Source organism: Sulfurimonas sp. (assembly GCF_028694605.1).
Taxonomy (GTDB): domain Bacteria; phylum Campylobacterota; class Campylobacteria; order Campylobacterales; family Sulfurimonadaceae; genus Sulfurimonas.
Window position 1 is genome coordinate 81,081 of record NZ_JAQVKP010000010.1, and the last position, 17,328, is coordinate 98,408.

Genomic DNA, 17,328 nt, shown 5'->3' on the forward strand with positions numbered 1-17,328 from the left:
ATGGAAGTAGATAAGGCGTGCAACAATGAGATTTGCATGAAAAGCAAAGAGTGCGCAAGATTTCAATCTTACCTAGACGGAAATCAGGACTACAAAACATTTAAAGGTACAGAAGTAAAAGGATGCGGGCAGTTTATACAGAAGTAGCCTCTGCTTCGCTCAACCTTTGCGGTGTGCCGATGTCATGCCATTTTCCCTCATAAAGCTGACCGCTTACTCTGTTTTGCAGTGATGCTTGACGAAGAAGCGGTGCAAGCGGAAGTTTTGTACATTCAAGAGCGTTAAAAAGCTTTGCAGAGTAGTAACCGATACCTGAAAATGTGAATTTTTTGATATCGTCATTAACAATTCTGTTTTTGTGAAGCCCAAAATCTCCGCTTGGGTTGTGCGGCGGATTTGGCACTAAAACAAGGTGCGCCAAATCTTCACCTAATACAAAATCTCTCTCAAACTCGTAATCACACCAGATATCACCATTGACGACTAAAAAAGTCTCATCTTCCAAGAGAGGAAGCGCATTGATAATGCCGCCTGCACTCTCTAGCGCACCGCTATCTCGTTCATCCGAGAAGAGCAGACTTACGCCCCACATCGAACCATCCCCGAGAGACTCTACGATTTTTTCTCCAAGGTGTGCGATGTTGATAACAATCTCGCTAAATCCAAGCGAAGCGAGTTTTTCAATATGCCAGACAATAAGCGGTTTTGCGTGAATTTTGATAAGCGGTTTTGGTATCTTGTCTGTAAGCGGACGCATCCTCTCCCCTCGTCCCGCTGCTAAAATCATCGCTTTCATTTTATGCTGCTAAGAAAAGCACCCAGCTCTTTTGTCTCTTCATATCTGTTTGCGGCATCGATAACATACTTAAGTGTGAGCGGTATATCTTTGAGGTAACCGTTTTTTTTGTCACGGATGGAGAGCCTTGCAAAGATGCCGAGAACTTTTATGTGTCTTTGCATCCCCATAAAATCAAACCACTTGATAAATGTCGCATCGCTTACCTTAAGCCCTTTTTTATCACGAAACTCTAGGGCAAGTTTTTTTATCTCCGACCTGTCGTAAGCAACATAGCAATCTTTTAAAAGTGACACCAAATCATAGGTAATAGCCCCGTTCATAGCATCTTGATAGTCGATGATACCGATTTTTTTATCGTCTTTGAGCATAATATTTCTTGAATGAAAGTCACGATGAACAAAGATGCCTTGAGGCTGTTCAAGTACGACATCGCTTATGCGATCAAGTGTTTTGGCGATAAGCCCTTTTTGTGCATCGCTGAGTTTGAGGTGCAGCAGCTTTTCTAGGTACCACTCCTGCATCAAATCCATCTCTTTGTGCAAAAACGCTTTATCGTAGAGAGGCAGGGCGGAGGCATCGGCTTTTTGTATTTTTAAAATAGTGTTGATTGCTTTTGTGTAAAAAGCTTTGAAGTTCTCTTTGTTCAAGATGTCCAGATAGTGTGTTGTGCCGAAATCTTCCAAGATAAGATAACCCTCATCCGGGTTTTGTTCAAAAATCTTTGGAGCGCAAACCTCTGCGCCACAGAGTTTTGAAGTCACATGTAAAAACGCACTAAGAGAGTTTTTCTCCAGTGAAGAGTCCATCAAAATAGCTGTTTTCTGACCGTCTCTAAGCCTATAGTATTTTCTAAAACTTGCATCCGCCAAAGCAGCTTCAACCGTATAATGTTTAAAAGAGGTTGTTTTTACCCACTCTTGCACTCTATTCATAAATCGCACCTAAAATCGAATCTTTTAACGCACCTGTAACGGACGAAATTTTAACACATTTTTTATGGATTCTCTCGTGAGCAAGCCATGCAAACGCCATAGCCTCCATATACTTGCTGCTTACGCCGCACTCATCGCTTGAGACGATTTCAACTCCGCTTAGCTCCTCTTGCAGGCGTTGCATAAGATAGCCGTTTTGCGCTCCGCCGCCACAGGTGATAAGCAGTGTGGTCGGAGTTTTTTTGACCTCGTTTGCAATGCTGATGACGGTGAGTTCCAAAAGGGTTGCTTGAATATCTCTTGCTTTTGTATAGAAGGTATTTTGGTTTTTCCATGCAAAGTTTTCAAGCTGTTTTTGAAGCCACGCACCGTTAAATAGCTCTCGCCCCGTACTTTTTGGAGCCTCTTTGGAAAAGTACGGCTCTTTGAGCAGCTCTTTGAGCAGCTCTTTGTTTGGAGTGCCGGACTTTGCCCATGCACCTTCTTCATCGTATGGAGTATTGCTGTGTTTTGCTATCCAGTAGTCCATAAGCACATTGCCGCATCCGGTGTCGTACCCTCTTAGTTCATCTCCAAGAATACTAAGATTTGCCATGCCGCCTATGTTGAGCACGGCGATGTTGCCCTCAAGCCTTGAAAAGAGGTAGTGGTGAAAAGCTGGAGCAAAAGGAGCGCCCTGACCCCCATGCGCAATATCTTTGCCTCTAAAATCGCTTACCACTCTTATGCCCGTGCGTGCTGTGACTACATTGGCATTTCCAAGCTGTATCGAAAAAGGATAGGCTCCGTTTGGTTCATGCCATACCGTCTGCCCATGCAGACCGATAGCTTTGATGCTCTCTTTTTGAATCTTTTTATTGAGCAAAAATCGCTCCAGCGCATTCGCATACATCTCGCCTAAGCGTGTATCAAGTTCACCTATCTCTTTAAGTGTAACCGGATTGTTTATAGCATAAAGAACAGTCTCTTTTGCTTCTGCATCAAAAGGGTAGGATGCTTCATGGAGCAGTTCAAAACTATACTCCTTGATTTCGCAAAGAGCAATATCTATCCCATCCAAGCTTGTTCCCGACATCACGCCGATATAAAATTCACTCATCTTTGGCTCCTAGCAACATAATGAAAAAAGAGACGGCAGTGCCGATGAGCATCTGCCAAGCAAAGCCTATAGTTATACCAAAAGTGTAGGGTTGCAGTGCCAAAACTGTGACAAATCCACCGATGAGTGCCATAAGAACGGTTGTTCTGTTTCCACGAGAGGTAAAGATTGCGGCAAAATAGACGCCCAAAAGCCCCGTATAAGCAAAAGACATCACACCAAGCGCAAAATTTATCAAGGAAAGGTCGCTGTAACGCTGCCAAAAGTAGCTAACCATCGCCATGACAGAGAGCAAAACCGTAAAAAAGAGCACCGCAACTCTTGAAGCTTTGAGAAAGTGTTTTTCATCCGTTGTGCCAAGCTTTTGCTTCCATGGTCTGTACAAATCCTCAACCGCAACAGAAGCCATTGCGCCAAGAACAGAGTTTGCGCTTGAGAGTGCCGCTGCAATCGCCCCGACTGTTACCAAACCTCGAAGCCCATCAGGCATCTCATGGAGTATATAAACCATAAAAACGGTAATCTTTTCACCCTCAAAGCTCTGCTGTGCTCCCCCTTGTAGGTAAAAGAGGTATAAAAGAGTGCCGATAGTTAAAAAAAGAAGCACTACGGGAATAGTAAGTAGGGCTGAGACAAGAAGCGATTTGGCTGCTGCGTTTTTATCTTTGCAGCCAAGCACCCTTTGGGTCATATCTTGATCAAGCCCAAAAGCGGCGATGTTGAGAAGCAGCCATCCGCTTAGAAGTGTAAAGATGTTAAAATCTCCGCTCCAAGAGGTATCAATAAAGTTGAGTTTGTTGTGTTCGTTTAATGTTTGAAAGATAGCAACATCTTGCAGCGAAATACTAAGATATACAACCACGGCAACGGCTGCCAAGATATAGGTAAAAGCTTGAATCACATCGCTCAAAATGATAGAGCGAACTCCTCCGACAAAAGTGTAGGCAAGCGCACCCGTCATTAAGATAACAATGGAGAGTGCCACATGCGCAAAAGCGATATCGCTAAATAAAATCATTGAGACGGCAAGTGCGCCTATGTAGAGCCTTGCACCGCTTGCCAGCACTCTTCCCACAAGAAACATAACACCCGCTTGCTTTTTCGCACTTGCTCCATAGCGCTTCTCCAGGAGTTCATATACGGTAATCGCACGCATTTCGTAGTATCTTGGCAGAAGCACATAAGCTATAAAAATGGATGCCAGAATAGTTGAGAAGTAAAATCCTATAAAAGTAAAATCGCCTTTGTAGGAGTACTCCGGAACACCCAAAAAAGTGGCGGCGGATTGTGATGTGGCAAGAACAGAGAGTGCAACGGCAGAGATGGGCAGTGCAGTCGGCGAGAGAAAATAGTCCCGTGAAGAGGTTATTTGTGTGCGGCTAAGAAAAAAAGAGCTAAGTGCCAGAAGTAAAAAGTATGCGCCAAACACAACCCAATCAAGCGTAGAAAAAGCACTCTGCATTGTTAGAGCTTATATCTTTGCATCAATTTTTCTATGCGTTTGTTTGACTCTTTGATTCTCTCAAAAGAGATGCTTCCTTTTTTAACTCCAGAGACGATAACGGCTACAAGTTCATCTATGTCTTGTGAAGCGAGTTGATTGCCAAAGAGCAGCATATCAACGCCCGAGTTGATGGAGAGCGTCACAATCTCTTCAAGCGTATAGCGGTTTGCAAGTGCCCCCATCTGCAAATCATCGCTAACCAAAACACCATCAAATCCAAGCTCTTCTCTAAGCAGTTTTGTGTTGACATTGTACGAGAGTGTGGCAGGGTAGGCGGCATCAAGGTTTGAGTTAAAAACATGCGCACTCATAATCATAGCGGCATCACCGGAGCCGATAAGCTCTTTGTATGGTTCAAGTTCCTCTTTGCTCCAAGTGTTGCTGATATCTACAAACCCTTCATGAGAGTCTCCAAGTGAAGAGCCATGCCCCGGAAAATGTTTCAAAACGCTGATGATATTGTTGTTTTTAAGAGAAGTCATCATTATTTTTGCATACATGGTAACCTCTTTGCTTGAACTTCCATAAGAGCGCCCAAGTCCGGATATAACTTTATTGTCGGGGTTTACTCCTAAGTCCACAACGGGAGCAAAGTCACAGTTGATACCGTTATGAACAAGTGTTCTTGCAAGCGCATTGTAAACATGCGTCGCCATATAAGCGTCAAGTTGAGCAACTCTTGAAGCAGATGGTGTGGCTTCAAAGCCGTATTTTGGACTTAGTCGTGCAACTTTGCCGCCTTCTTGATCTACAGATATAATAAGCGGTTTTTTTGAAAATGATTTGAGTGATGCGGTCAGTTTTTGGAGTTGTTCGGGAGAACTTATGTTTTTTGTTTTTGTTCTGTCATCATAAAATCGGTCAAAGAGGATAACGCCGCCAAGGTCGTACTTTTGTATCTGCTCTACAATCTTGCTTTTTTCATTGACAGTTTCATTGGCAAACCCGACAAGAAGCATTCTGCCGACCATTTTTTGGAGCTGCACATCTTCACTTCCAAAGAGAGAAGATACAAAGATAGAAAAAAGAAGCAACAGTTTCAACAAACGTACTCTCAAAATAGCTGCTTAGTTCCCTCGAGAGCCAGGTTTCACTGCCTCGCTGCCTGCTTTGCACATAGGACAATCCTCAGGTGCGTACATCTCAAACGTAAAGTCTGCAAGTGCAAAAAACGGGATATCCTGCGGTAATTTACAGTTAGGTTTAGTGACTACATCACTATGTTGGCGTTTACAAAAACCACGGTTCGCAAGGGCTGCAACACCTACTATCTCTCCGCCAAGACTTTTTACAACTTCAGCCGCTTCCATGGCAGAGCCGCCCGTTGTAATGATGTCTTCACACATCAAAACTCTTTCGCCTTTTTTTACTTCAAAGCCTCGGCGAATCGTCATCTCTCCGTTGACTCTCTCTGCAAAGATGGAACGTACATCAAGTGCGGTTGCCAGAGCAAAACCGGCTATCAGACCGCCAAGAGCAGGTGCGCAGACGGTGTCCACTTCCAAACCGCTATTTTTTATCTGTTTTGCAAGAGCATCGGCAAGAAGTTTTGCAGTTTTTGGATCTTCCAAAACTTTAGCAGACTGAAGATAAAACTGTGAGTGATTGCCGCTGCTAAGTTTAAAATGCCCCCCTAAAAGAGCATCTGCGTCCATATATATTTTTTTGACATCCATATTAAACCTTTAGTATTTCAGCTTCTTTGCTCTTTAAGATAGAGTCAATCTCTGCAATAAATTTGTCAGTTATTTTTTGGATGTTGTCTTGTGCAGATTTTGACTCATCGATGGTAATCTCTTTGTCTTTTTCCATCTTTTTTACTTTGTCGTTTGCATTTTTTCTATCGTTTCTTACGGCAACTTTTGCATGCTCTCCCATCCCTTTCATCTGCTTCACGGACTCTTGTCTCTGTTCAACCGTCATAGCAGGAAAAAAGAGTTTGATTTGTACGCCGTCATTGTTCGGATTTGCGCCTACATTTGCTTTTGCGATAGCACTCTCGATAGCGTTTAAGAGATTTTTTTCCCAAGGATTGACAACGATTGTTGTTGCATCTGAGGCTATGATAGAACCAACCTGATCAAGTGCAGTCATTGTTCCGTAATAGTCGATTTTGACATTATCCAAAACAGATGTCGTCACTTTCCCTGTTCTAAGTGTTTTAAAATCTCGCAGCATGTGGTTCACACTTGTTCTCATCTTTGCTTCACATTCATTAAATAGTTCGTTTAGCATATCGTTCCTTTGCTATAGTAAAAAAATAGTGGCGTATTGTAGCGAGAAAATATTTAAAAGAAAAATTGAGAGGAGAAGGTAGCCGCAAAAAAATGCAACTACTTTTGTGTTGTAGAGTTTGCCCCTGTAGAGCTGTTTTGCTCTTGTGCATTTGGAACCGCTGCCGCAGGTGCTTCTACTTTTGTTGCAGCAGGAAGCGGTGTTGCAGGTGCCGTGATGTTTGTTTTTTCAACAATATTATCTACAACAGATTCAGATGCATTGGAAGCGTATATATATCCAAGTGCCAAAGTGTTGATTACAAATAAAAAACCTATTGTAAAAGTTGTTTTTGCTAAAAAACTAGCAGGTCCTTTTGCTCCAAAAACAGACTCATTTGAGCCGCTGTATGCGCCAAGACCTATGCTTGAGCTTTTCTGTAGAAGTACCGCTATAACAAGCATTACTACTAAAACTATTTGGACAATAAGTAAAAAACTAGCTGTCATTCTCTATCCTTGAAGGCAATAGCCTATGTAAAAAGTGGCGAATTATACCCAAAAAAACTAATTTTGTAAAAAATTACCGCACCGACAAATAAACTTAACTTTTGATGATATAATTTTGTCCATAATCAAGGCAAATTTTTGAAGCCCTAGCCAAGGCTAAGGCGAAAAAATTTAACGCAGAGTATGGGCAAAAGTATATCACCTCTTCTCGTACTTTCAAAAGTTAAGTTTATTTGTCGGTGTGGTAATAAACTATAATTTCAAAAATATTTGAGGGGCATGTGTGGGCTTAAAAAATTTGATTGTGGTACCCTTTTTATCGGTTTTTATCTCTTGTTTTGCTCTGCATGCGCAAGAATCGCAACAAAAACCTACCATCGCAGCAAGTACATTTTCTCTTTATGATATCGCCAAAAGTATAGCGGGTGAGAGTGCGCAAACTTTTATGATTCTTCCTTTTGGTGTGGATGCACATAGCTATGAACTTACACCAAAACAAATGGCAAAAATAGCACAAAGCGATTTGGTTCTTTATAACGGAGCCGGTTTAGAGCCTTGGATTAAGGGGTTTTCATTTAAAAAAAGAGCGGTTGATATAAGTACATTTGTAAAACTAAGAGAGCTTAGTGCAGACCACGAACATCATGAAGATGTGCACAAGGGGCATAGCCATGGGGAGAGCGGTTTTGACCCGCACTACTGGCAAGACCCGACCAATATGATACTGGCAGCGGAGCAGATTGCAAAAGAGCTTATTGTACTTTTTCCAAAAAACAGAGCGTTGTATGAAAAAAACAGAGACACATATATAACGATGCTCCAAAATCTTGATACCGCATATAAAACGGGGCTTAAAGAATGCAAACTAGATACTATTATCGTCAATCATAACGCATTTTCTTATCTTTCACTGAGATACGGTTTTCATACCGAGCCACTTAGTGGTATCTCTCCCGAAGCCCAGCCAAACGCAAAAAACATGATAAAACTTATCAAATTTATCAAAGAGCATAAAGCAGAAGTTATCTTTTTCGAGAAATTCGCTAACGAAAAAGCGATAAAAAGTATCGCAAAAGAGGCAAATGTCGCCGCCGATGTTTTGCAGCCGCTTGGCAACATAACCGCCGATGAAGCAAAAGCAGGGCTTGGTTACGATGCTATTATGCGAACAAATTTAGACAAAATCTCCAAAGCGCTTCAGTGTCGATGAAATTTAGTGTTCCGATTTTTGATGTCAAAAACTTAAGCTTTGTTGTCAAAGAGCATGCAATCCTCTCCAACATCTCTTTGGAGATTTTCCCATCAGAGTACATTGCCGTCATCGGTCCAAACGGCGGCGGTAAAACAACGCTTGTGCGGATGCTTTTAGGGCTTGAAAAACCCACAAACGGAGAAGTGAAGATTTACGGCAAAAAGCTCTCGCATTTTAAAGAGTGGTATAAAATCGGCTATGTTCCGCAACGTGCCTCTCTTGTCGATAGCTCTTTTCCGGCAACAGTTTTAGATATCGTTAATATGGGAAGAACATCACAAAGAACACTCTTTAGCACCTTAAGCAAAAGCGATAAAAAATTTGTTCATGATGCAATGCAAAAGATGGATATCTTGGATTTGGCAGATAAAATGGTGGGAACACTCTCGGGCGGACAGAGACAAAGGGTCATGATAGCGCGTGCGCTTGCTTCAAACCCAAAGATACTCATCTTAGATGAGCCAAATACCGGTGTTGACATAGCATCACAAAAAAAGTTCTATACACTTTTAAGAGAGCTTAACAAAAAAGATGGTATTACCATTGTATTTATCACGCACGATATCGGTGTTATTGCAGATGATATCGCACGTCTCTTTACTATCAACCAAAAAGCTATTATCTGCAACAACCCGAAACAGACACTAAGCTGTGAAGAGATGAGTTCGCTTTATGGTATCGATGCACATCTTCTTCACAACCACAGACACGAGCACTAAAATGTTAGAGATGTTTGAATACGATTTTATGCAAAGAGCTTTTGTCGCAGGAATAATTATAGCTGTCTTAGCCTCTATCAGCGGTACATTCGTTGTCCTGAGACGCTACTCTTTGATTGGCGAGACATTGGCGCATTCAGCACTTCTTGGGGTGGCGGTAGGGATTGTCGCAGAGTTTAACCCTCTTTGGTCTGCCGTACTCTTTGCACTCTTTGCGGCGTGGTTGATTGAGTACCTAAGAAGCGCATTTTCGCTATATAGTGATGCAGTTCTTGCGATTTTACTATCAGGCTCACTTGCTTTAGCTGTTATTATCGTCTCTCTCGGCGGGGCTTTTAACAACTCGCTTATTTCCTACCTCTTTGGCTCTATCCTTGCCGTAAGCAGTGAAGATATCTTGGTTATCTCGGTTTTTGGGGCTGTTTCTCTCTTTTTGCTTCTGCTTTTTTCCAAAGAGTTTTACTTTATCGCCTATGATGAAGAGGTGGCTAAGACAAGCGGCGTAAAAGTAGATATACTTAACTTTTTGTTAGTGAGTGTCGTAGCTATCATCATAGCACTCTCCATTAGAGTTGTAGGAAGCCTTCTTATCAGTGCACTTATGATTATCCCGACTGTTGCAGCACTACGCTTTAGAGTCGGATTTGTAAAAACAGTTCTTATCTCCCTTGCCATTGCACTCGTGAGTGTTTTTGTCGGCATGACGCTCTCTTTTCACTTTTCACTTCCATCAGGTGCTACGATAGTGTTGTGTGTTCTTTTTGTTTTTATCCTCTCTTTGGCAATCAATAAAAGATGAATGTAAGCTCTGAATTTTCAAGACGTGCCTTAGAGTACGGAAATTACAACATCATACAAAACATAGTAATAGAAAAACTGCTCACTCATGTAGCGCATAAACCTAAGCGTATTTTAGATATCGGATGCGGGAGCGGTGCTCTCTTAAGAGCCATAGACTGGGAGTATGAGCATTTTTGCGGTGTTGATTTCGCGCAGGGAATGCTAGAGCTACATCCAAAATCTTCAAAGATTGAGCTTCTTTATGCAGATTTTAATCAAAATAAACTTTTTGAAAATCTGCTTACATATAAATGGGATTTTATTTTTTCAGCATCTGCCCTACAGTGGGCTCATGATTTGGAAAAAGTTTTTTATTGCATTCAAAAATTAAATGCGCCTGTTGCTTTGGCAATTTTTACATCCGGTACCTTTAAAACACTCAACGAAACAGCCTCAATCAGTTCTATACTAAGAAGTGCCGATGAGATAAAAAATCTTGCAAAAAATTATTTTGATGCCAAGTTTGAGGTAGTTAACTATAAACTTGAGTTTGAATCAACAAGGGATATGTTTCGCTATATTAAAAAAAGCGGTGTAAGCGGCTCAAGGAAAATACTAAGCTATAAAGAGAGTAAGAAGCTCTTAGAAGAGTATCCGCTCTCCTATCTGGAGTTTGAAGTCGCTTTTATCTACTCGCCAAGCAAGTAAACATCGTCTGCAACTCTGATATCTCCACTTGTAATAACTTTTGCAAAGATACCCCTGTCATTTTTTAAAAGTGTAGGAAGTTTAACATCGATAACGGCGAGATGATTGCAGATAGTACAGTGCTGTGTGATTTCCAGTAAAGCGTTTCCGATCTGCAAACGGCTCCCCACTTCAAGCGCATAAGGATTATAGTCAAGCAAGATATTTTCGCCAAGATAACCAAAAGGCATCTCAATCCCATAGTTTTTGATAAGATTATAGCTGTCTATCGAAGAGATTAAAACAGAGCGCTCTATGTTCTTATTATAAAATTTATCCTCAACTACTCCAAGTGTATCAAAAGAGAGAATATCTTTTTCTACTCTTTGAGAAACCCCACTATGCGATACAAAAAGATTTAAAACCTGTCCAACTTTTTCGTTTGACATTTGTGATATGCCTTTATAACAAAATACAATTATAAAACTTCATAGTATTTTGTAAGAATATTGATGCGAAATGGTAGCATATTTTTATGTGTGAATGGTCTCAAAGCCAAAAAAGGTATTAATATAAATTTTATTAATATGGCGTATTAATAAAATTTATGGGGAGTGTTACCAAATGAACACATTCAAAAAAATGTAATAATTTTCTCACATTTATCACATTTTATCTTGACAATTACAATTTATTTCCTATATAATGGTCTCCTTGCATTTCATAAAAGTGCTAAAAGTTCGCATTTTGTGTACTTTTTAGATGCTATGAAATCTACAAGATTAAAAGAGGGAGGTAGGTAATAAATGAGTAATATTTCTGAAAATAATTTAGAAACTACTACAAATAAAGAGCAATCGAGTAGAAGAGATTTCTTCAAAAGAACTGCTGCTTATTCTGTAAGTGCAATTGCTGCTGCTAATCTTTTAGCACCTGTGAAATTGTCTGCAGATGATGAAAATATCGTTCACCATGTTGAGTGGGGAACAACATTGGGTGATGAACTTAACAAGTATCCATACGGTGTCCCGTCTGCATACGAGCACAACGTTGTAAGAAGAACTTCAAGTCTTCTCTCTTCAGCCGGAGATATGCATGCCGCTGTTTCTATGACGCCGTTGCATGAGCTAGAGGGTATCATTACTCCAAACGGCTTGCACTTTACAAGAACACATAACGGTGTTGCTCATATAGACCCAAATAAGTACAGACTTATGATTCACGGTCTTGTTGAAAAACCTATCGTTTTAACTCTTGAGCAGTTGAAAAAGTACCCGGCTGAGAGCAGACTTCTTTTCTTGGAGTGTCCTGCAAATGGCGCTGCCGAGTGGAAAGGTCCACAGTTCAACTCTTTACAATTCGTAAAAGGTATGTTAAGTAACGCTGAATGGACAGGCGTTCGTCTTAAAACTATCCTTGATGAAATCGGTCTAAAACCTACTGCAAAGTGGATGTTGGCTGAGGGGTCTGACGGTTCAGAGATGAGCAGAACTATTCCTGTTGAAAAAGTACTTGATGATGCAATGATTGTTTGGGCACAAAACGGCGAAGCAATCAGACCTGAGCAAGGGTATCCTGTTCGTCTTATGTTGCCGGGCTGGGAAGCAAACTTGTGTGTGAAGTGGCTAAAACGTCTTGAGTTCGGTGCAGAGCCATGGTACTGTAAAGAAGAGACTTCAAAATATACAGCACTAATGGCAAGCGGTAAAGCGATTCAGCATTACTACCCGTTAGAAGTTAACTCTATCATTACTACTCCATGTCCTGAAAAACCATGGACAGACCTTAAAAAAGGTGATTTAGTAGAGGTTGAAGGTATTGCATGGAGCGGTCATGGAACAATTACAGGAGTTGATATCTCTTTTGACGGCGGAGACAACTATGTTGAAGCAAAACTCAAAGGACTTGTTCTTCCAAAATCATGGACAAGATTCTCATATATGTACAAGTATGAAGGGAAACCTTTATTGATTCAGTCTCGTGCAATTGATGATGCAGGATATGTACAGCCGTCAGTTACTCAAGAAAAGGCTATTATGGGATTAGAGGGTGTTTATCATAGAAACTCAATTTGTACTTGGGAAGTTAGACAAGACGGCTCAGTTCATAATGTTCAAGTTAGAACAGACAACTGTCCAAAGTAGAGAGGGGTAGATTATGATGAAATTAAACAATAAATTAATTGCTATAGCTGCAAGTACATTGTTGGCAACAACTGTGTTTGCTGCAGAAGGTAAAGTGGCACCGCTACCAAAAAACATCTATAATGCAAAAAAAGATGCTCTTGACGGTGGTGTGACATACAAAAGAGAAAAAGGCTCTTACACTGCATATCGCGTAAATGACCAATCTACAAAAGGTGTTAGCTTTGGTAGAGCGCCGACTGCAAACGAGCTAAAAGCTTGGGATGCGGATATTATGCCCGATGGTACAGGTTTGCCTGTAGGAAGCGGTACTGCTGATGACGGTGAATCACTGTATGATAAAGATTGTGCTGTTTGCCACGGTGAGTTTGGTGCAGGCGGAAAAGGTTACCCTACTTTAACAGGCGGGTCACTAGAGTCACTTACAAACCAAAGAACATGCCCTGGCAAAGATGCTCCAAACAGAACTATCGGTTCTTACTGGCCAAAAGCAAGTACACTTATCTGGTATATCCGTGATGCTATGCCATACGCACACCCAAAGAGTTACTCGCCGGATCAAATGTATGCTATGACTGCATATCTCTTGAGAGAAAACGGTGTACAGATTGACGGAAAAGATATTGAAGAGCTCAATCAAGATAACTTCAAAAAGATTGTTATGCCAAATGAAAAAGGCTTCTATCCAAATATCGATGGACCAAAAGGTGTTGAAAACGTAAGAGCGTTTTACAAAAATCCTAAAAACTTTGGTGCAGTCGGTACTCGTTGTATGAGCAACTGCGGCAAAGAGACTGTTGTAAAAATTGGAAACGAGATTACAGCGGTTGTGCCGGCATACTCGACTCTAAGAGATCTCCCAAAAGTAGAGGCAAAAGGCGCAGTCTCTGAAGCTCAAAAGCTTTATGAGAAATCATGCGCAGTTTGTCATAAAACTGATGCTATGGGTGCACCTGCAGTCGGAGATAAGGGTGCTTGGGCAAAAGTTATGGGTAAAGGTATAGACAAGGTAAATCATAATGCTATCAACGGTGTAGGCGGCATGCCTCCAAAAGGTGGCGCTATGGATTTAAGTGACGCACAAATCAAAGATATTGTGAAATTTATGGTAGAATCTAGCAAGTAGTAACTTCTAGATCTGCTTAACATCAAGATAAAGGACAAGAAATGAAAAGAAGAAAGTTTTTAAGTTTAGGTGCTGTAGCTGCTGCAGCAACTGTTATACCTGCTAGCCTAAGTGCTACAGATTTCAGAGCAACTGCTCCAAAAGCATGGGAAGCTCCAACGAGTAAAGAGGCTATTGAAGCACTATTTGGTTCTGCTGCTGCAACTGAAGGAAAAATTGAGATTAAAGCTCCTAAGCTTGCTGAAAACGGTGGTGCGGTGCCAATTGGTATCAAATCAAGCGTAGAACTTACAACTATAGCTCTTTTCCAAGATGCTAACCCAAGAAGTGCTGTTGCGGTATTTGAGTTGGGTGATAATGGCGTTGTAGATATGATGACAAAAATAAAGATGAGAAAAACTGCAAACGTTACTGTTGTAGGAAAAGGCAAAGACGGCAAGTTGTATTCAGTTGTACAAAGAGTAGAAGTTTCTATCGGTGGTTGTGGAGGTTGATTTGACCCCGCAATCAGTAAGCGTATCAGTACAAAAAATAAAATAAAATAAAAGGAAATTATTATGGGTATGAAAATTAAAGCTAAAATGAAAGATGGTGTTACAGAAGTAAAACTTCTCCTCTCTAGCCCTATGGTTGGTAAAGAAGAGTCAGAAACAAAAAAAGTGCCGGTAAGTTATCTTACGCACGTAACGGCAAAAGTTGGCGGTAAAGTTGTTTGGGAAGCATCAACTGGTCCATTCTTATCAAAAGACCCTTACTTTATGTTCAACTTCAAAGGTGCAAAAGCAGGTGATGAGATTGTCGTTGAGACTATCGATGACAAAGGTGCTAAAGATAGCGATAAAGACGTTATCAAGTAATGATTTTCCCCTCCTCCGAGGGGAATTTTACTTTTTAGAGAGTATAATTGGTTTGTATTTTACACACGAGTTATATTCTTCCAAGAATAGAAAATAAAGAGAAGGAATTTTATGTTAAAAAAAATGATGAACCCTTTGGTTGTTACTGCTATTGCTATGCTTCCATTTATGAGTGCTTGTTCTTCAGACTCCAAAAAAAATGAAGAAACTGCTCAAAAGCCTGCTTCAACTCCGGCTCCGGTTGCTAAAGTAAGCGATGAGTGGCAGTATAAACTTGAGCCAAAACAGGTAAGTGATAATGTGTGGTGTTTCTTTGGAGCACTTGAGATTCCAACAAAAGAGAACGGCGGCAATATGGTAAATACTTGCTATATTAAAACTGAAACAGGATATACGCTTTGGGATACAGGTCCTACATATATCTATGCAAAACAGGCATATGAAGCTATGAGCAAACTCGTAGGAAAGCATCCTGTAACTACTGTTTTGATGAGCCATGAGCATGATGACCACTGGTTAGGAAACAACTATTATAAAGAAGTTCATGGTGCAGAGATTGTTGGACCAAATTCGGTTAACAAAAACTACCACCCGGGTGAAACAACAAGTAGAATGTTTGTAACTTTGACAGAAAATGCTATCAGAGGTACTAAAATCGTTCCGGTCGATAAGTCTTATCAAGATAAAGAAGCAATTAAATTTGCTATCGGCGGTGTGAATTTTGAGTATGTTCCGGTTGGTAACGGGCATTCAGAAGAGGATTATTTCCTTTATATGCCGGCGCAAAAAGTTATTCTTGCGGGTGACCTTGTAATGAACGGAAGAATCACATCCAACAGAGACGGATCTGTTGAAGGACAGCTCAAAGCACTAGAAGCAATGAATGCAAAAGAGTGGACTGCTCTTGTTCCTGGGCATGGATTTATTATCGATAAAACAGCAACAGATGAGTCGGTACAATACTTTACTCTAACTAAAGAGAGAATTCTTAAAGCAATTGATGATGGCATAGATAGCACCGGAATCGTTGAAAAAGTACCTCTTGAGGAGTTCAAAGATAAAGCCCTTTATGATCTCTTAAATTCAGGAAATGTTGCTAGAGCATTCCAAGAATACGATATCGGGTTAGACTAATTACACCATAAAATAGTTCGGCAGCTTTGCTGAACTATTTTCTTCTCTGTTTCTTCTGCATAAAATTCCAATACATTTTTAAAATGATTAGATTCATCTCTCGTATAGCCAAATTTCACTAGTAATAAAACTAACTTTACGCATTTCAAGAGAAACAATTCAAAGAAGCTTAGAGCATATAAAACAGATGAGATTTAACCGAGAATCTCTTTTTCAAGTGTATAGAGTTCATACCGTATGTACTTAAAATTCTCGCTGTATTCGGCGCTATAAAGCTTATAAAGCTCTTCTAAAACTCTAGCAGACTCCTGAGCTCTTTTGAAGTTGGCAAGAATAATGTCAGTCAAATCTGTACGATTCATTTCACTTTTTATTGTTTGACGAAGAACATCATTTATACTATCACGATATTTTAGAAGCTCTAAACTCTCTTGAACATTTGCAATATGTCGTAGATTTTTTAGTTTGTGAGAGAGTGTTTTGTCGTTGTTTTTATATCGCATGATATCTTCAACAACTCGAATACCTTCTTTTAGGCGGTTTAGGTTTGCATCAATCACCCGATAAAGCTCGGGCGAGAGTTGATTATTCGTCATTTCCAAATATGCCAAACAACTGCAATAATGCAGTAAAGATATTTAAAAAATCCAAATAAAGAGCGATTGCACCATCAATCGGAGTTTCATAGCCACCCTGCATAATATTTTGTGTATCATAAATCACCATTATGCTAAAGAGAATAACAACTACACCTGAGATAGCTACGTGTAATATTGGATTTCCAAGAAAGATATTAAGAATAGAAAAACCAATGATTACAAGCATAGCAATCATAAGCGGTTTTCCATACCCTGTAAAATCTTTTGTAGTTTTAATTGCATAAAAACTCATTGCACCAAACACTACAGAGGTCATTGCAAATGCATTTCCTATTATAGTAGCGCCACCGCTCATACCAAGTGTTCTTGATAATAGAGGTGCAAGCATGAGCCCTGTCATAAACACAAAACCAAACATTACCATTAAGTTAATACCGGGTTTATGTTTTACAAAATGCAAACCAATCAATAAACCTATTTCTACAAAAAACAGAGGCCAAAAAAATGATTGAACTGTTCCGGCCATAGGAACACCAACATAAGCCCCAACAGCTCCAGCCATCATAGAGGCTGCGAATAGTTTATATGTCTCTTTTACAAAAGAGACAATTTGTGCCTCACTTTTAGCATAACTGTTGCTGTAAGTAGAAGCATTTCCTCTTGCGTAATCACGGTCATATAGTCCCATATTTCTTCCTTATATATACGATACATATTTGTATGCATAAGAATTTTATATATAAAGAGTTAATAAACAGCAACATACAGGGCGTTTTGAAATTTGAGAAATATAAAATATAAACATGTTAAAAGAAATTTCAAAATTTATGCACAAAACTATTGACATCTAAGAATCATTTCCCTATAATTCCCATCCACAAACACAGAGACCTAAAGTTTAGGTTTCAAGAGGCTTTGTAACGAAGTTTCAGGGTAGTTTGAGATCATTGAAAACTAAGCAAGTAAACAGACT

The 17,328-nt window shown here is 40.2% G+C and carries 21 protein-coding genes; 10 read left to right on the forward strand and 11 right to left on the reverse strand.

Features of this window, described 5'->3' with window-relative positions; all coding sequences use genetic code 11:
* Nucleotides 1-147: a hypothetical protein gene (locus tag PHY84_RS07465; RefSeq protein WP_299858753.1), complete on the forward strand. Its 147-nt coding sequence runs from the start codon at nucleotides 1-3 to the stop codon at nucleotides 145-147.
* Here the strand turns inward: PHY84_RS07465 and murU are convergent.
* From murU to secG, 8 genes are all read right to left on the reverse strand, one after another.
* The gene (murU, locus tag PHY84_RS07470) at nucleotides 134-796 is read right to left on the reverse strand and encodes an N-acetylmuramate alpha-1-phosphate uridylyltransferase MurU (protein ID WP_299858754.1); all 663 of its coding nucleotides are present in this window, start codon (nucleotides 794-796) and stop codon (nucleotides 134-136) included. The two genes, PHY84_RS07465 and murU, sit on opposite strands and share 14 nt — an antisense overlap.
* Nucleotides 793-1,731, reverse strand: a complete 939-nt coding sequence (locus PHY84_RS07475; protein WP_299858755.1) for a phosphotransferase — start codon at nucleotides 1,729-1,731, stop codon at nucleotides 793-795. Before PHY84_RS07475 ends, murU begins: the two co-directional genes overlap by 4 nt.
* A complete protein-coding gene (locus PHY84_RS07480; protein ID WP_299858756.1) occupies nucleotides 1,724-2,830 on the reverse strand; it encodes an anhydro-N-acetylmuramic acid kinase in 1,107 nt (368 codons plus the stop codon). The genes PHY84_RS07475 and PHY84_RS07480 overlap by 8 nt, the downstream gene beginning before the upstream one ends.
* Nucleotides 2,823-4,292 (reverse strand): sodium:solute symporter, encoded by a 1,470-nt coding sequence (locus tag PHY84_RS07485; RefSeq protein WP_299858757.1) that lies wholly within the window; start codon nucleotides 4,290-4,292, stop codon nucleotides 2,823-2,825. Before PHY84_RS07485 ends, PHY84_RS07480 begins: the two co-directional genes overlap by 8 nt.
* Nucleotides 4,293-4,294: 2 nt before the next feature.
* Nucleotides 4,295-5,392 carry a glycoside hydrolase family 3 N-terminal domain-containing protein gene (locus PHY84_RS07490; protein WP_299858758.1) on the reverse strand — a complete coding sequence of 366 codons (1,098 nt, stop codon included), beginning with the start codon at nucleotides 5,390-5,392 and terminating at the stop codon, nucleotides 4,295-4,297.
* Between the two features lie 9 nt (nucleotides 5,393-5,401).
* Nucleotides 5,402-6,010, reverse strand: coding sequence for an orotate phosphoribosyltransferase (gene pyrE, locus PHY84_RS07495; RefSeq protein ID WP_299858759.1), 609 nt, complete (start codon nucleotides 6,008-6,010; stop codon nucleotides 5,402-5,404).
* Between the two features lies 1 nt (nucleotide 6,011).
* Nucleotides 6,012-6,569, reverse strand: coding sequence for a ribosome recycling factor (gene frr, locus PHY84_RS07500; RefSeq protein WP_299858760.1), 558 nt, complete (start codon nucleotides 6,567-6,569; stop codon nucleotides 6,012-6,014).
* A 98-nt stretch (nucleotides 6,570-6,667) separates the two neighbouring features.
* Nucleotides 6,668-7,057: a preprotein translocase subunit SecG gene (gene secG / locus PHY84_RS07505; RefSeq protein WP_299858761.1), complete on the reverse strand. Its 390-nt coding sequence runs from the start codon at nucleotides 7,055-7,057 to the stop codon at nucleotides 6,668-6,670.
* A 283-nt stretch (nucleotides 7,058-7,340) separates the two neighbouring features.
* Here secG and PHY84_RS07510 point away from each other — a divergent pair, with 283 nt between their 5' ends.
* Genes PHY84_RS07510 through PHY84_RS07525 form a run of 4 tightly spaced genes read left to right on the forward strand, consistent with a single transcriptional unit; the run spans nucleotide 7,341 to nucleotide 10,516 of the window.
* On the forward strand, nucleotides 7,341-8,267 hold the full coding sequence (locus tag PHY84_RS07510; RefSeq protein WP_299858762.1) for a metal ABC transporter substrate-binding protein: 927 nt from the start codon (nucleotides 7,341-7,343) through the stop codon (nucleotides 8,265-8,267).
* Nucleotides 8,264-9,028: a metal ABC transporter ATP-binding protein gene (locus PHY84_RS07515; protein WP_299858763.1), complete on the forward strand. Its 765-nt coding sequence runs from the start codon at nucleotides 8,264-8,266 to the stop codon at nucleotides 9,026-9,028. The genes PHY84_RS07510 and PHY84_RS07515 overlap by 4 nt, the downstream gene beginning before the upstream one ends.
* Before the next feature lies 1 nt (nucleotide 9,029).
* Nucleotides 9,030-9,827, forward strand: a complete 798-nt coding sequence (locus tag PHY84_RS07520; protein WP_299858764.1) for a metal ABC transporter permease — start codon at nucleotides 9,030-9,032, stop codon at nucleotides 9,825-9,827.
* Nucleotides 9,824-10,516 (forward strand): methyltransferase, encoded by a 693-nt coding sequence (locus PHY84_RS07525; protein ID WP_299858765.1) that lies wholly within the window; start codon nucleotides 9,824-9,826, stop codon nucleotides 10,514-10,516. The genes PHY84_RS07520 and PHY84_RS07525 overlap by 4 nt, the downstream gene beginning before the upstream one ends.
* On the opposite strand, the gene PHY84_RS07530 is transcribed toward PHY84_RS07525, so the two are convergent.
* Entirely contained in the window at nucleotides 10,498-10,944 is a 447-nt protein-coding gene (locus tag PHY84_RS07530) for an MOSC domain-containing protein (protein WP_299858766.1), read from the reverse strand. The genes PHY84_RS07525 and PHY84_RS07530 overlap by 19 nt on opposite strands.
* A 357-nt stretch (nucleotides 10,945-11,301) precedes the next feature.
* Here PHY84_RS07530 and soxC point away from each other — a divergent pair, with 357 nt between their 5' ends.
* From soxC to PHY84_RS07555, 5 genes are all read left to right on the forward strand, one after another.
* Nucleotides 11,302-12,639 carry a sulfite dehydrogenase gene (gene soxC, locus PHY84_RS07535; protein ID WP_299858767.1) on the forward strand — a complete coding sequence of 446 codons (1,338 nt, stop codon included), beginning with the start codon at nucleotides 11,302-11,304 and terminating at the stop codon, nucleotides 12,637-12,639.
* 13 nt (nucleotides 12,640-12,652) lie between these two features.
* Complete coding sequence (locus PHY84_RS07540; protein ID WP_299858768.1) at nucleotides 12,653-13,765, forward strand: c-type cytochrome; 1,113 nt, start codon at nucleotides 12,653-12,655, stop codon at nucleotides 13,763-13,765.
* 41 nt (nucleotides 13,766-13,806) lie between these two features.
* Nucleotides 13,807-14,259, forward strand: coding sequence for a thiosulfate oxidation carrier protein SoxY (locus tag PHY84_RS07545; RefSeq protein ID WP_299858769.1), 453 nt, complete (start codon nucleotides 13,807-13,809; stop codon nucleotides 14,257-14,259).
* A 63-nt stretch (nucleotides 14,260-14,322) separates the two neighbouring features.
* On the forward strand, nucleotides 14,323-14,622 hold the full coding sequence (soxZ, locus tag PHY84_RS07550) for a thiosulfate oxidation carrier complex protein SoxZ (RefSeq protein ID WP_299858770.1): 300 nt from the start codon (nucleotides 14,323-14,325) through the stop codon (nucleotides 14,620-14,622).
* 111 nt (nucleotides 14,623-14,733) lie between these two features.
* Nucleotides 14,734-15,756, forward strand: a complete 1,023-nt coding sequence (locus PHY84_RS07555; protein ID WP_299858771.1) for an MBL fold metallo-hydrolase — start codon at nucleotides 14,734-14,736, stop codon at nucleotides 15,754-15,756.
* 194 nt (nucleotides 15,757-15,950) lie between these two features.
* On the opposite strand, the gene PHY84_RS07560 is transcribed toward PHY84_RS07555, so the two are convergent.
* Together PHY84_RS07560 and PHY84_RS07565 are read right to left on the reverse strand one after the other, a co-directional pair.
* Entirely contained in the window at nucleotides 15,951-16,352 is a 402-nt protein-coding gene (locus PHY84_RS07560) for a thiamine-phosphate pyrophosphorylase (RefSeq protein ID WP_299858772.1), read from the reverse strand.
* The gene (locus tag PHY84_RS07565) at nucleotides 16,342-17,043 is read right to left on the reverse strand and encodes a Bax inhibitor-1/YccA family protein (RefSeq protein WP_299858773.1); all 702 of its coding nucleotides are present in this window, start codon (nucleotides 17,041-17,043) and stop codon (nucleotides 16,342-16,344) included. Before PHY84_RS07565 ends, PHY84_RS07560 begins: the two co-directional genes overlap by 11 nt.
* Nucleotides 17,044-17,328 lie beyond the last annotated feature (285 nt).